This window comes from Vreelandella jeotgali Hwa, assembly GCF_000334215.1.
GTDB lineage: Bacteria > Pseudomonadota > Gammaproteobacteria > Pseudomonadales > Halomonadaceae > Vreelandella > Vreelandella jeotgali.
Map to the genome: position 1 here is coordinate 22,485 of NZ_AMQY01000001.1, position 14,386 is coordinate 36,870.

10 protein-coding genes and 1 pseudogene are annotated in these 14,386 nt (G+C 57.5%); 1 reads left to right on the forward strand and 10 read right to left on the reverse strand.

Translation table 11 applies throughout. From position 1 onward, the window contains the following. Position 1: 1 nt before the first annotated feature. The 10 genes and pseudogenes from pglX to C793_RS14380 form a co-directional block, all read right to left on the reverse strand. Positions 2-3,667, reverse strand: a complete 3,666-nt coding sequence (gene pglX, locus C793_RS0100115; protein WP_017428906.1) for a BREX-1 system adenine-specific DNA-methyltransferase PglX — start codon at positions 3,665-3,667, stop codon at positions 2-4. A 161-nt stretch (positions 3,668-3,828) separates the two neighbouring features. Beyond that, positions 3,829-4,605 (reverse strand): DUF3800 domain-containing protein, encoded by a 777-nt coding sequence (locus C793_RS0100120; RefSeq protein WP_017428907.1) that lies wholly within the window; start codon positions 4,603-4,605, stop codon positions 3,829-3,831. A 40-nt stretch (positions 4,606-4,645) separates the two neighbouring features. After that, positions 4,646-8,389, reverse strand: a complete 3,744-nt coding sequence (gene brxC, locus C793_RS0100125; protein WP_017428908.1) for a BREX system P-loop protein BrxC — start codon at positions 8,387-8,389, stop codon at positions 4,646-4,648. Positions 8,390-8,525: 136 nt separating this feature from the next. Further along, positions 8,526-9,134, reverse strand: a complete 609-nt coding sequence (locus tag C793_RS0100130; protein WP_017428909.1) for a DUF1788 domain-containing protein — start codon at positions 9,132-9,134, stop codon at positions 8,526-8,528. An 80-nt stretch (positions 9,135-9,214) separates the two neighbouring features. Then, positions 9,215-9,832, reverse strand: a complete 618-nt coding sequence (locus C793_RS0100135; protein ID WP_026106005.1) for a DUF1819 family protein — start codon at positions 9,830-9,832, stop codon at positions 9,215-9,217. Between the two features lie 156 nt (positions 9,833-9,988). Beyond that, positions 9,989-10,174, reverse strand: a complete 186-nt coding sequence (locus C793_RS0100140) for a helix-turn-helix transcriptional regulator (RefSeq protein ID WP_017428911.1) — start codon at positions 10,172-10,174, stop codon at positions 9,989-9,991. A 123-nt stretch (positions 10,175-10,297) separates the two neighbouring features. Continuing rightward, positions 10,298-11,812, reverse strand: coding sequence for a DEAD/DEAH box helicase (locus C793_RS0100145; RefSeq protein WP_017428912.1), 1,515 nt, complete (start codon positions 11,810-11,812; stop codon positions 10,298-10,300). Continuing rightward, positions 11,809-12,534: a VspR family transcription factor gene (locus C793_RS0100150; protein WP_017428913.1), complete on the reverse strand. Its 726-nt coding sequence runs from the start codon at positions 12,532-12,534 to the stop codon at positions 11,809-11,811. The genes C793_RS0100145 and C793_RS0100150 overlap by 4 nt, the downstream gene beginning before the upstream one ends. Further along, a complete protein-coding gene (locus tag C793_RS0100155; RefSeq protein ID WP_017428914.1) occupies positions 12,531-12,731 on the reverse strand; it encodes a hypothetical protein in 201 nt (66 codons plus the stop codon). Before C793_RS0100155 ends, C793_RS0100150 begins: the two co-directional genes overlap by 4 nt. A 345-nt stretch (positions 12,732-13,076) precedes the next feature. Next, positions 13,077-13,199: pseudogene (locus C793_RS14380) on the reverse strand (IS30 family transposase); the annotation flags it as partial. Positions 13,200-13,361: 162 nt separating this feature from the next. Between C793_RS14380 and C793_RS0100165 the strand changes: the two are divergent. Further along, positions 13,362-14,336 (forward strand): Rpn family recombination-promoting nuclease/putative transposase, encoded by a 975-nt coding sequence (locus C793_RS0100165; protein ID WP_017428916.1) that lies wholly within the window; start codon positions 13,362-13,364, stop codon positions 14,334-14,336. The last annotated feature ends 50 nt before the right edge of the window (positions 14,337-14,386 follow it).

A 14,386-nucleotide genomic window follows, 5' to 3' on the forward strand; every position in this document is an offset into this window, starting at 1 on the left:
ATCATGCCGGCTTTACCCCCGCCACCTGCTTCACTTCGGCCAGCAGGTCTCCAAACTTGCCGTAGTTGACCTTTACCCCGTCGTCGAGGTCGAGGGTGATGCGTTGGTCGGCGTAGTGGCGCAGCTTCTCGTCGAAGGTGGTGAGCTCGGCCTGCTGTTTATACAGCTTATTGAGCTCGCGTTCGATGCGTTTGGCGTCGGCGGCGGAGGCGCTGTCGTCCTTGTCCTGCTCCAGCTTTTGCACGTAGCCGGCGAGGCGGTCGGTGAGCGGGATGACGTAGTCGGTGCGCATCTGCGCCAGGGTGCTTTCGTCGTAGCGGTGCAGGTACACCAGGCACTCGAAGGCTTTTTGCTTGCCGGAGGAAAACAGCCAGTAAATCGGGCGCTTTTTGTAGGTGCGCATGTGGTCCTTGAAGAACTGGGCGCTTAGGTAGCGACGAATGGTTTCCAGCGCGGCCTCGCCCTTCTTGGGTTTGATCGCGTGCAGGCAGAGGCTCGCGGCGACGAAGTCGAGGTTCTCTTGAAGGTGTTCCTCGCCCCAGACGATGCGCACTAAGTCGCGGAAGCGGTTAGTGGCGTCGTCGGTAAACCATTCCTGATCGGTGAGCGGGATAATGGCGTTATCATCCGGCGCGAAGCGCGGCTCGGGAATCTGCTGCAGATAGTCGCGGACGGTCTCGCCCTGGCTGGCAAGAATTAGACCGGGCTTGTCCAGCGAGTAGCGGCCCATCATGCAGCCGATGGCGTAGCTCACCAGCTCCTTGAGCGTGTCGCACTGCTGCAGCGTCGCCAGCTCTTCTTCGCTGCGGTTGCCGCCGTAGCGGTAATATGGATTGCTTGTGAGGGTGATTTCTTCTAATGGAACTTTGGGTGTTATTTCATCTTGAAGATCATACTCCTTATTAAACAAGGAGTTGTTTTCTTCTTCAAGATCCATTGCCTTACGCACAGCACTTACTCGACCATACAGCATGGATTGATACGCACTTATCAAATGCTTATCTTTTTCAGCAAAGCCTATTAAACCAAACGACTCAAAACCCCAAGAAGTCTCGAAAGAATCCCAGTCTTTCTTTGCTATACACACAAGCTCTTTAACTGCATTAGATATTATATATGCGCCCTCCATCTTGCAAAAAGGCAGACACGAAATATTTCCTGATTGAACATGTAAGGTTGGGTTGAGAGCATTAAGAGACAAAGATACAACTTTAGAAGCAAGGAAGCCAAGACTCAACAATTCGTCATCTTCGTTTTGTGGAAAAAGGGCTGGGCCACTTGCATCAAAAATAAATCCCTCCGGGTATATTCTAACGCCAAGTTGACTAAAGCTAGTTACATCAGTCCATCCAATCATTTTTTTAAAATAAAAATCTTCTGATCGAACTGAAGCCTTCCTTGTTGACTTTATCGCGCTACCGCTATCTTTCCAAAAAACAACCCAATTGTGATTGCCATACCATTTTCTAAATTCTCCGCCTTTATTATATGGAACCCAAAACTCTTTTCCAATTTTTTTATAATCAACCTCTGTCCATAACCTAACAAACTTATCATTATTAGCTGTTGTCATCCCTCCGCGAACGGGCATTGCTTCTCCAAGAAGCTTAGATGTATTAAATTTCTCTACAATATTTTTATTTAACCAATACGCCACCGGACTCCCCGGAATCTTCTTAAAATCATCCGACTTAGCTTCGTAGAACCAGCCGCAGTCGCGGTTCTGGATGGTTTCCTGCAGCGCGCTAATCTTCTCGGCTTCGGACTTCCCTTCCACCAGACGCAGGTAGGCCCCCTGATAATCCGGCTTGGCGATTTTTTCCATGACAAACGCCGTGGCAGAGACCACTTCGCCGCTGATGCTGTCGAATGCCCTGCCGCCAAGGTGCGCCATAGTGATGATGGTGGTGTTGTCCAGCAGCCAGTCGCGCAGCTTTTCGTAGCTGGACAAAAACATCCACGACTGCATATTGATCTGGGCGTTATAGCCCTGCGGGGCCAGCAAACTGAAAGCATGCTCCATAAAAATAGCAAGCAGGTCTGACTTGCTGTTGGGGTAGGCTTTTTTGGCGTAATCCTTCAGCGCCTTGTTCATGCCTTTGCTGCCCATATACGGCGGATTGGCCACCACGGCGTCATAGCGCTGGGCCAGTACCCAGGCCTGATGAACGATAGGCAGTAGCCGGCCGGCGGCGGCTTTCTGCATAGTGTCGCCGCTGTCGATAAGCTCGGCCAGCTCCTGGCGCAGGGTGCTGAGCGGGGCTTCCAGCTCGCTCGGCACTTCAATCAGCGAGCCGAAGGTTTTGGCCTCATGAAAACGCTCGATCAGGTCGGCAATGGCCTTGTAGGTACCGTCGTTACTCGAAAGCTCTTGCTGCTCGCTCTCGAACAGGCTTTGGGACTGCCCTTGGTGCCAGTCGCCGGTGAGGTTGAGATCGCGCCATAGCTCGTTGGCGTTCAGGTACTGGGTGCTCTGCACCGCCATCACGTTTAGGCTGGCTTTCCCGCCCCCCATGCGGCTGAAGATGCGGCGGTCGTCTTCGCGGGCTTTCATCATCAGGGTAAAGCCGGCGAGCTGGGCGGCGCGGTCATCGATATCCAGCCCGAACAGGTTGTTCTGCAAAATCAGCCGGGGGATGTCTCGAGTGCGGTAGCCGCGCTCTTCGTAAATCGCCTTCAGCACGTTGTAGGCTTCGACCAGAATATGGCCGGAGCCCATGGCCGGGTCCAGCACCTTGAGCGCCTCGGGGTCGAGGTTGGCCGGGATGAGGGCATCGAGCTCGGCCTGCACCTCGGGCTCCTGCTCGGCGGGCTCGATGTAGTACGGCATCTGGCCCTTGAGGGACGAGCCGGGGTAGGTCTGCAGCCACTGGCGGCCCAGCGAGTTCTGCACCAGATACTGGACGATCCAGTCGGGGGTGAACAGCTGGGTCGCCGCGGGGATGTCTTCGCTTTTGACTACCTTGCCGATCACGTCGTCTTTCTTGTCGGCGATGTAGAACTGATACAGCCAGCCGATGACCTCGACGTCGGCCCAGTCTTCCTCGGGGATGGCGTCCACCAGTTCGCGCAGCAGCGAGTCGGTCTTGGTCAGGTTACGGGGTAGCAGCAGCTCGCTGGCGTCATCCAGCGGCTCAAACAGGAACGGCATGGCCGTGTGCAGTGCGCGGCACTGGGCCAACAGCAGCTCACGGTAGAGGGTTTCGTCCTGGGTGCCGTCGAGCTTGAGCTCGCGCACGCGGGCAGCGTCGAGCCCCGGCAGATCCACCTCCAGGCAGTCGTCCAGCAGCTGAAAGCCGCCCTCGCGATCAGGGTGCGACAGCACCCGCCGGCCGTGGTCGAGGTAGCCCTTCAGCTCCATAAAGCGGATGGCGCACAAGCGGTTGAACCAGCTGTAAGCGGCCTGCTCCATCGCCTGGGTAAAGCCCTGCTGCGCTACCCGGCGGGCCAGCGCATCGCGGGGGCCTTGTGCGGCTTTGGGCAGGCTTAGGGTCTGGCCGTCCGGCAGGGTGATAATCAGCACATCGCCGCGCACCTTGGCCTCGGCAATATGCCCCTCGCCCTGCGCGCCCGGGGTAATGCCGTAAAGCGCGGCCTGGCGGGTCATGGCGTTGATAAAATCGACCCGTGCCCGGGGCGCGTATTGTTTGATGTTGGCGGTGTTCATGGCTGAAATCCTGATGATGCAGACTGCCGGTTACCCGACAGAACCGACGAAATAGATGTACATCAAGCGCGGCGCGCTGCTTGCTTAAGCGACGATGTAGTGACTATAATTGCGGAAAATGGACTGGGAGAACCCGGTCGGCGTCTGGGCCTCGTTGAGTATCAACGGGGCCCTTCGCTTATCCGGGGGAAGCGTTTTAACCCCCACTGCTCATAGCCCACACCGGTATGGTGCCTGCCGCCTTGGCAGTAAAACTTCGGCTTGAGCGTTTCAAACGCGCGATTAGGCTGTTCTGGCCTCATGATGTGCAGCCCAACAGGGCGTGCCACCAGATCCGCCAACTGTAAACCTGCCGAGTTGGCCTTCTTGTCGGCGAAACGAATGTTGAAATTGAAGGTTTGATTCAGACGATTCTTTCCGTCGCAGATACGGCGAAACTCAAGCTCCAGCTCGTCATCTTCTTTTCTGCCACGCTTTTCTACGACGACGTGTGTCAGCCTATCTTCCTGCCCTTTCTCGACCAGAAGCTGGTAGAGGCTTTCCAGACAAAACCCGAGCGCAAGGTGGTAAGGATTTTCTGATTCCTTCTGCTGCTGGGTGAGGCGATTTTTTTCGATGACGCAGCTGGCCAAAATAAAGCGGCTGGTATCGATGATGCCGGTTAATTCACCCAGGAACGCCTGCTTTTGCTCGCGGTTGCGGAACAACGTGAAATCGCCTTTCTCCTTGCGAATCTCGTGCTCATGCAGAATGACGAGGTCGTGGCCAAAATGGCGGAATTTGAATTTCTGCAGCTCGGACACCACCACGTCGCTGTAGTAGCGCTTATGAAAAATACAAAATGCCAAAACAAATACGGGGTAATTGGGGTCCAGTGACTGCAAGCCGTGATCGCCGCTTTCATCCACATAAACGATGTAGTCACTGAACTGTTCCACAGGGTCTCTCCTGTCATGCTTTTCTGAGAATTTCCTGATATTACCGCAAACGAATGCGCTTATCCGCCCGAATGGCGTCGTCCAACTCTTTTCTCAGCGCTTCCAGAAAGGCATCCACTTCCTGCTGGCTTTCCAGATACACGCCTTCGTGGCTGTGACTTAACACGTCGCTGACGCTGACGCTGGTAACCGGCTTGGGTGCGGCAACGGCGGCAGGCTCGCGCACTTCACCAACACCTGTGGCTGGGCCGCTTCGTGCTCTCGCGGCGGTGCCATGCTTGTGCTGGCTTGTGCTGTCTGCCTGGGAGTTGGTATTGCCCGCTGCGCTGTTGTCGCTTTTGCTGCTGCCTGCCTGTTGGCTTGCCGTGCGCTGGCGTTCCGCCTCGGCCTGCTGCTCACGGTAGAGCTCACCAAGGCTTTCCTGCTCGCGGTCATCTGCGGTTTCACTTTGCAGCATGTAGATCTGCGCGATATTGGGCGTGGCGTCGATATCCTGCTTGAGCAGCTGCAGCGGGCGCAGCAGACGGTTGCTCAGATCCGGCGTACCGATGCCGCTTTTATCTATTTCGGCGCTCACGCGGGCAATGCGCTTGTCGATAAGCCCTGCGGCGTTCTCGCGCTTCTGCGCCAGCAGCTGCGTGTTGGTTTGATCAACGGTGTGAATCAGCCCGGCGACGTTCTGCAGCATGCCGTAGGGCGCGTCGGAGGTGTAGATGCGATCCAGCTCGGCCAGCGCTGCCTGGGCCTCGGACTCTTTCTCCAGCGCCGTACGGTTGGGCGCGAAGCGGTTCAGCGCCTGCTGTAGCTGGTTCCATATAGTGAGCTGTTTGGTAAAAAACTCGTGGAGGTCGCGATAGTCCTCTTCAAGGTCGAGCAGGTCATCCTTTTGCTTGTTCACCGCCTTGAAGAAATCGAAGCTGTCGTCGATGCGCAGCAGGCGTTCGACCTCCTTGAGGGTGCTGTCGATAACAGTACGCCCCGGAAAGTGGCTCACCTCTGTCTTGCTGCGGTAGGCCTCCAGATCCTTTTTCCAGGCGCTAAACTGTTCGATATAGAAGGCATACAGCTCGGCCTCGCCGGTGGGCCCGAGCCTGGCGAACAGATCCTTGGTGAGGTTGCGGACCTCGCGCAGTACAGCGTCATCGGTCCGGCGTTTCTTATGGATTCTGACGCCACTGCGCTGACGGCTGTTGTTGAGCAGCTCGAACGCTTCCTTGCCGCCAAGCGTTGAGCCCGAGGTATGAAACGTGAGCCGACCCGCAGCGTACAGTCGACCCAACACCAGCAGGGTTTCGTCTGTCGGCCAGCCAAAGGGCCGATTACTAAAACGCTCCAACAGCGGGTTGAGCGGTACCGGCTCGCTGCCGTGCAGGCCGATGTACTGCTCGACTTCACGCACCGCCTGGGGGTTACCCTCTTCGCCGTCCAGATCGATAGCCTGCACCCCGATATCGTCGGCGGTCATGATCGCCAGCAGCTCGCGCATGGGCTCCGGCGTCAGTACCGCCAGGTAGCCCAGCTTGCTGTAAGTATTTTCCAGCAGATACTCGCAGGCGTCGTCCAGGCGGCTGGCGAGATGGCTGCCTTTCAGTTCCAGCTTCTGGCCCAGGGCATAAACGTCAGCGTCCAGCAGCATGTCTTCCAGCCGTACCAGCAGATGCTTGCGACGCTCCTGATTTTCTCGCCCACGGTCAGCCAGAATGCGCTCAATGCTGTTGTCTCCCGAGGCAGTATTCAGGCGAATAAACTTCTCGGTCTTGATGTAGGTGCGCAGATCGTCAAAAAAGGCCTTGCTGTCGCCCAGTCGGATCAACACCTGGCCACCGTCTTCCCCGCTACGGTGGAGGCAACCGGTCTCACCGCTGTGTACCGAGTAGCGATGACCGTAGTCGATATCCAGCGGCGATACGACCTCAACGCGCAGCTGGCCTTGCAGGCGGCCGTCAATGGTATGACCGTCCAAATAGCGGCCAATGCTGTAGTCGGTCCTGTTCAGCGGATAGCGATACTTGTTGCGGTCACGCAGGCGATCCCGATAAATCATGTCCGCCAGCAGCTTGTTCTCGTCGCTGCCGGTAATCTCGGTGGCCTTGATCTGGCGCGTGATGTCGCGCTCTTCGTTGGTGAGGAACAGAAACTCCTCACCGTTGCGGGTCACCAGGCTTTCCTTTTCCAGCCGCGCCAGCGTCCCGTCCAGGCGTTCACGAATCGCCAGGCGATCGTCGTCAATGCGGGTGATGGAAAGCGTCACCAGGTTGTCGAGGGTGCCCTTGACCAGATCCACGTAGCGGATCATGAACAAGGTGCGCAGAATCTCCACGTCGCCTTCATCCAGCGCCACGTTATCGCTGGCCTGGTTGATGGTGCGCTTGACGGCGGTATCCAGAAAACCTTCCACGGCACGGTAGAAACTGTGCATGGGCACCAGCGTGCCGATGGGCCGGTCGCTGACGGCCTTGGCCGCCATCTGAAAGGCGTCCAGCATGGAGCGTTCGCCGTACGCCAGGTGCGCGCCGGTGGCCCCTACCTTGCGGATTTCTTCAAATACCTTCTGTACCAGCTGGAAGTGGTACGGCACGAACGGGTAATTGGCGATGAAGCTGTCTTCATCTTCCAAGTTTTTGAGCGTTGGGCCGGAGCGGTCGAAGGTGAGCTGATTGCGTAGAATGGTGCCCTGGTCATCGTATACCCGCGCCAGCTCGTCAGCGGCTTCGGGGGTCTTGGGCAGCAGGCGCTTGCGGATCACTTCGTCAGAGTTGGAGCTGGACAGTGACAGCCGCGTCTTGAAACGTCCGGCGATCTTGGAAAAATCGTTGGCCTTGGCCGCGGTCATATCACCCAGGACGGCGTCCATGTCGGCCTGAGAGGTCACCACGATCCAGGCACGACCGCCGCAGATGGTGCCGAGATTTTCGGTCAGGGTTTGCAGCGTCAACATCAGACGCGTATCGCTGCCGATGAACTGCCCGACCTCATCGACCATGAAGACCATTCGCCGTCCAGCGGGCTGGGCGTCCAGGTACTCCTTTACCCAGCGGCAAAAGCTCTCGACCGACACACTAAAGGCGTCTTCGGACTCCTCAAACCACTTGTGCGCGGCTTCCGGCGACATGTCGAGCGCCTGGCTTAGCGCCCATTCGGTATCGTCCTGGTTGAACTGATAGCCGTCACGCTCGGCTTCCCAGACCGATCCGCTGGCCGCCTGAAAGGCTTCACGGAAGCGCTCCAGGGCACCGCGCTGAGCGAGGTGACGCTCCATGTGGGCGATATGCGGGTGATCACCGCTGAACCCCTGGTACTCGTTGAAGACGCGCAGAAAGACGCCAAGAATCGGGTTGCCGTCGTCGTTGGAGCCGGCCTTGCTGTCAATGTTGAACAGGATGACGTCGGCCGGCTGCCGCACCGCTTTGGCCACATCAGCACGGATCGTCGCATCCTGGAGCTTGTGCTCATCAAAGAAATCGGCCGCGCGGCGTTGATTACCCACGTCGTCTTCGGCCTCGACGTTGGCCAGCAGATACGACAGCGCCTTGAGGAAGTGCGACTTGCCCGAACCGAAGAAGCCCGAGATCCACACGCCAACACGGTTGGCAATGGACGGATCGTCCAGCGGCGTGGCGTAGGATTCAAAAAACGCGCGGAAGTGGGTTTCCAGCTCGTTGGTGACGACGTACTCGTCAAGCTCCTGGTACACCGTTTCACGATCGTTCTGATCGGCCTTGACCACACCGTTGATGGAACGGTGCAGTGGCTTGAGAAAAAGATCCTGAATCTGCATGGACATGTCGGTTCCTTCCTGGAGGCAAGAAATCAGTGCAGCAATGCCAGGCTCCGTGCCTCTGCACAAGGCAAGGCGATACGGGAGCGATGTGGCCATACCTGCTGGAGATGAAAACGTCTGACGACCTTTCAGGACGTTTTCATGGCACCAACTGAAAGGCACGATAATAAGGGTTGCTGGTTACCCGGTTGAACAGGGTCAGCTGCTGACCGTCGTACCCGCCGGGATAAAAGATGACCAGCGGCTTGTGCCCGAGCCTGCTGTGCAGGGCGTTGAGCAGGCTGTGGGCACGCAGCATCGGCCAGACGTTGCCAACGCCGGATATCAGCACCATATCAGGATCATCCGACAGGGCATGTCGTATCAGGTAGGGAGCCAGCTTATCCATGTGCAGCGGGCCGCGCAGCGCCTTGAGCAGGGCGGCATCTCCCTTGGCCTGTTGCATGGCAATGGCCTTGTCCAGAAAGCCGCGCTCGCTCAGGTAATCACGCAGAAGCGCCAGCAGATTGACGTGATCCACCTGGAGCTCCGCATGCTGGCGCGTCAACAAGCCTTTGAGAAAGGTCAGATACTCGCGGACCTGAAGCTCTTGTTCCGGCTGATAATCGAAGATCCAGAAGCCGATTTCGTTGCCCAGACCCTGGCCAGACAGAAACGTATCGCTGGTGATCTTTTCCGGTATCCGGTTGAGCCGCTCCTGCAGCTGGGCATCTATCTGATACGGGGCGGTATGGTCTGATGAGGTCAATGGCTTCTTCCTGACATGGCGGGCATTGCTCTTTATTGCGAGCACACGACGGCCCTATCCCTGATACGACGCATCAACGCCTAGCGTGGGCGCAAGGCCAACAGACAGCGGCGGATTCTATCCAGGTGATGATGCTCAAGCAGCGTCAGCACATCATCGCGAACGATCAGCGGCTGTATTTGGCGATGATGATTGTCGGCGATCAAACCGACTTCGTATAGCATGCGAAACGCCACTTGCCTTATCTTTTTTCGCGTGGAGGCTGACCAACGAGCGATCGCCGGATCCCGCGAGCTCCGCTCCTCGAGAAACTCTTCCCACTGCCAGGGCTTAAGCGTTTCGGCTTGAACCACAAACGCATCGGCGACGACAACTTCCAGAAACTCCAACAGTAGCCGGTTGCGCACCAGCGCCGCACAAAAGGCCAGTTGGGTAGCGAATTGTTCGTCACCATCGCACAACGCCCGCCAAAATGGAGAAGGCAATCGCGCCAGGCGTTGACGGATGGCTTGCGCCACGCGCCTGGCCGTGGCCGGCCGCGTTTTTTGCAGGCAGTTATCGTCGATAATGGCCGCCTTCCAGGCGGCATCGTCAACGTCGGCCAGCAGCAGCTCTGCCACAATACGGCTTTCGCGCACCATCAGCGGACCGCCGGTGAGATCAGAGTCGTAGTCACACGTTGAAGAGTGTAAAGGCATAAGCTTGCCGATAATATCCGGTTATATAGAGCGCAGAATGATGTCAGCCGCCATTCAGGCGGCCTCATTTCAACCGCAATGCGACGCAGACTACCTGCTCAGGCAGACGGCACCAAACCAAGCCGGACAAAGATTCTCCTCGCCCGTATTCTGCCCTTAGTCATCATTACGCTGACGAATCAGATTATCGATCCATTCCTCGACTTCGTGTTTTACCCAGGCTTTGCTGCGCTTTCCGATGCTGACTGGTCGTGGGAAATCCCCCGCCTCCATGAGCCGGTAGAGCGCCGAACGGCTCAATGAACATTTTTTGAGCACCTCGGGCAGTCTCAGTAGGGCCATGTGACCTCCTAATAGATGGATGTTTCTCGGCATACATCAGTTAATAAGGGGCACGCTGAGATTTTTGCCCTATTGCATAAATTTTTTTCAGCACGCGTTATGCGACCGGGAGTAAAAAAGCCTTTAATCCGTCAGCCGCAGCGCCACCAGGCGCTCAAAAAAATCCCGGGAAAACGCCACGTCAGTCTGGTGGGTGCTCGCGGTGGAATGGCCGGAAAACGTCAATGACACGTCCGATGAATCAAGCGTGGTTCCCGGCCCTTCAGCAGATGATGTCGCGTTGTCAGGCGGTGTATCCGGCGACGCCATGCCGGGTGCCGATGTGTTCGTCCCCTGCTGTGAGTCGGACGGCGTGTCGGCGGTGACCCTGGCCAGATCCTCGGGCAGATCATCGCTCAACCGGCGCGCATGATGACGCAGCAACGGCTCATTGAGCCCGTACCAGTAGCAGGTCGTGTCGTGTTGATGGGTGCGTCGGATAATCCGCCCCAGCACCTGCCGAAAAAATGTTTCGGTGCGGATGTGGCTGAGATAGCAGCAGACATGCAGCCGCGGAATATCCACGCCCTCACTGACCATGCCGACCGAGACAATCCACGGTTTGGTGCCCTCACGAAAACGCTGCAGTTTTGCGTGAGCGTTCGGTTCACGGCTGGTGACCAGGCAAACGTCATGCCCCCGTTCCTCCAGTTGCTGGGCAATCCCTTCGGCGTGCTGGATGTCGGCCGCCACCACCAGGCCGGCGGCGTCCGGGTGCTGTTGGCGCACCGCGGCCAGGCGCTGGCATCCCAGCGTCAGCAACCTGTCGATCAGGGCATCATCATGCACCAGGCGCGCGTAGTGAACGGCCGGGTGTCTCAACAGGCCCGGGATATGGGAGAAGCGATGGGTTTCCGGCCGGCCGGTTTTCAGATGAACCCCCTTCAGCGTGATGGAGCGATTATCGACCAGCTCCACCTGGGGGTAGCGGCAGACGCCATCGGCGATGGCATCACGCAGTGTATAAACGAAGTCCGGCTGCAGCTCGTGTTGCTCTGGCGGGGTTGAGGATGTCGCGTTCTTTTTTTCGTGGCGGCTATCATCCACTTCCAGATAGCGCAACAACGGCATGCAACTCCCGTCGCTACGCCACGGGGTACCGGAAAGCGCTACGGTATAAAGCACATGCCGTTCCAGTGCCATCAGCGCCCTGCCCCACTCATTGCCGGCGGCCGGATTTCCCTCATGACCGGCAGCATGGTGGCTTTCATCCCAGATCAGAAGAATGCGTGCCTGCTGTCCCAGGCGCATGAGGTCGTTCAGGCGATTTTTCAGGGCATGGTAGGTAAAGCCGGCGCCCGAGGCGCCCAGCTGGCCATTCATGCTGAGATCGGTGACCTCTTCGAGCGATGCCACCGCGCTGCTGACGACAGCGCGGGTCGGTCCCAGGTAGAGGACATAATCAATCACATCCTGCTCCAGCAGAACGTTGGCCAGAGACGCGGCAAAATACATCTTGCCGGCGCCCGGCGTGGCCTGGCACAGAAAGTGCGGTGTTTGCGGCGACAGTGTTTGCAGTGCCTGCTGCAGGCACTCGGTCTGCCAGCGCCGAAGGGGCGGCAGGTCAAACGCTGTGGCCTGGTCAAGTTGCTGGCTCATGCTTCGCCCTCCTCACGGTCTTCATCCGCCAGGGTGCGACGCAGCTTGATATTCGCGTCCAGCTGGCCCTTCAACCGGCTGCCCTGGGCGATGGCCGCTTCCATCATCGGAGTAATCCAACCTGATGCCCGGGGAAACCGAGCCAATAGCTGCCGGTAATATTCGGACTCCCCCATGACGGTTTCCATCTCCGTTCGCAGGGTATGTCGCTCCCATTCCAGGTGAGCCTGCAGCTCGCCATCCGTTATGGCTGGCTGATCGGAAGACGCGCTCGGTGTTTCGGGGGACGCCTCGGGTACATCCGACACTGGCGATGGTTGCTGAGAGGCAGGCGGGTTGTCGTCGGCCTTGAGTGCAGGCACTGTCTCCTTGCCCGCGTGACCATCCTCGGTCGCAGGCGGGTCAGCCGGCCCGTTATCGATGTTCAGGCGAAAGACTTTCCGGCATTTTCCCAGCACATCGACCTGTTCGAGAAGGCCCTGTTTCTCCAGGGTCCTCAGGCGGTCACGTACGCGGTAGCGCAGCATATCCGGCTTGAACCCCTTGACCCCGGACTGCTGGAGCAGGAGATCACGCAGCGAAATAATGGTGAATGTCGTCCTTGAGCGAGCGTGATCCACCAGGAGATTGTCGAGTGCTTCAGCAATCATGCGGTCAGATGGATCGCTCATACGGCTTTTCTGAACGGGCAGGGTATTGGCGAGATCAACGCTCGGGCTCATGACGTCACCTCCTGATGCCGGGAGATGACGTTTGCCGTCCGGGACAGAGCGTTGGCCTTACGCATATGCGCGTTATAGCGGCGGAAGCGCACTTTCAGGCTGCTGTTGGATTGCAGCGCGGCGATGGCCATGGCGCGGTGGGCAGCGGCTCGTGCGCTGTTCTTGTTACGATGGTGGGGTGCGGTCAAATGGACCATGGGTAGGACTCCTTTTGCTTGGAGCCGTCCCCGCTGTCGCCAAACAGGCTGGGGGCGGCCGTACGCAGGTTGGCGAACCGGTGCAAAAGGTAACCGGCAGACCCGGAGGTCTCCCACGCACGACCGCCATAGACATGGCAGGCAGTAAAAAAGCGCCTACACATGGAAGCGGCGCTTGTGCGCCTTTTGCTTTCCGGGTCGCCAAACCCGATCGAGCAATTTGGCTCGATGACCTGACGCTAGCAAGGCTCCACACTTCTGTAAAGTCTTAGGCTGCAGGGCAATCGCATGAGTAGAATGATTATCAATTAATTCATGGTGAATGCAGACTCTGAGTGCAACACCTCATTGAATCGTTGAGGGACGCTTGTGACGCTTATCTATCAGTTCGCCCATCATTTCAATCGGACATTTGAAATCAAAGCGTTTGCGCGGACGCATGTTCAGCTCGAAGGCAATGGCATCAACGCCTGCGTAACGCCAAGGAAGGCCATTATTCTGCCCAAAAGCTCGCCGTGAAGACTCTACCTCTCACCACCGGGATAAGCGGCCTACAAGCCCCGAGAAAGGGGCTTTTCCGTGGATTTTGCCGTTATGTGATAAACTATTGGTCACTGCACAGGAGTCCGCATGGCCAGCCCGCATCACGATACCGGATACAAGGAGCTCTTCAGCCACCCCGAGTTGGTGGAGCAACTGATCGACGGCTTTGCGCCGAGCGAGATTGCCGCGCTGATGGATTTCTCCACGCTTGAGCAGCACAACGGCCACTACATCACGCCGCTCTACGAAGAGAAGATCGAGGATGTGGTCTGGTCGGTGGATGCGACGTGGGAAGGTGTCACCCAGCGGGTCTATCTGTATATCCTGCTGGAGTTTCAGTCCACGGTGGATCAGCGCATGCCGCTGCGGATGATGCACTACGTCGCCAGCTTCCATGATCACCTGATCAAAAACGGCGTCACCACGGCAAAAAAAGGGCTTCCGCCGGTATTCCCCGTCGTGCTCTATAACGGCAACCAGCCCTGGACGGCGGTGGAAGACGTCTATCAGATGGTACGCCCGAAGCCACCGGGCTTTTTACGCGTTTACCAGCCACATTTGCGCTATTATCTGGTAGAAGAACGTAGCTATAGCGACGAAGATTTGGCTGAACGCAACTCCCCGCTAAGTGGCGTATTCGGGGTGGAAAACGCCAAGTCAGGCTACGAGGCGCTACAAAGCGCCGTTGATCGGATGCTGGCGAGTATTCAGGCGCACCCGCACAAGGAACGCATGGACGAAATCATCACCCGCTGGTTCAAGCGACATTTGAAATGGCTGGGTACCGACGTCGGCGCGGATGAGCTGAGCAGTTTGATGGAGGATCGAGATATGTTGGCAGACAATCTGGAAAGCTGGGCCAAGCGAGAGCGTCAGGAAGGCGTTAATGAAGGCGTGCAGCAGGGTCGAATTGATAGCCTGCGAAGCTTGATTATCCTCAAGTTTAATGACGTGCCGGAATGGGCTGAGCAACGCATTACCGCCGCCAGTAATGATCAGCTCAAAAAATGGATAGAAAACACCCTGAAGGCGGAGAGTCTGGAAGCCGTGTTCAACGACTGATTGGCCCTCTTTAAGCGATCTATAACAAGCCATGTCCCTTGAGTGAACTG

Bases quoted from the DNA above. Each gene is read 5' to 3' on its own strand.
- pglX (WP_017428906.1), bottom strand. From the start codon at position 3,667: ATGAACACCGCCAACATCAAACAATACGCGCCCCGGGCACGGGTCGAT.
- brxC (WP_017428908.1), bottom strand. From the start codon at position 8,389: ATGTCCATGCAGATTCAGGATCTTTTTCTCAAGCCACTGCACCGTTCC.
- C793_RS0100135 (WP_026106005.1), bottom strand. From the start codon at position 9,832: ATGCCTTTACACTCTTCAACGTGTGACTACGACTCTGATCTCACCGGC.
- C793_RS0100140 (WP_017428911.1), bottom strand. From the start codon at position 10,174: ATGGCCCTACTGAGACTGCCCGAGGTGCTCAAAAAATGTTCATTGAGC.
- C793_RS0100145 (WP_017428912.1), bottom strand. From the start codon at position 11,812: ATGAGCCAGCAACTTGACCAGGCCACAGCGTTTGACCTGCCGCCCCTT.
- C793_RS0100150 (WP_017428913.1), bottom strand. From the start codon at position 12,534: ATGAGCCCGAGCGTTGATCTCGCCAATACCCTGCCCGTTCAGAAAAGC.
- C793_RS0100155 (WP_017428914.1), bottom strand. From the start codon at position 12,731: ATGGTCCATTTGACCGCACCCCACCATCGTAACAAGAACAGCGCACGA.
- C793_RS0100165 (WP_017428916.1), top strand. From the start codon at position 13,362: ATGGCCAGCCCGCATCACGATACCGGATACAAGGAGCTCTTCAGCCAC.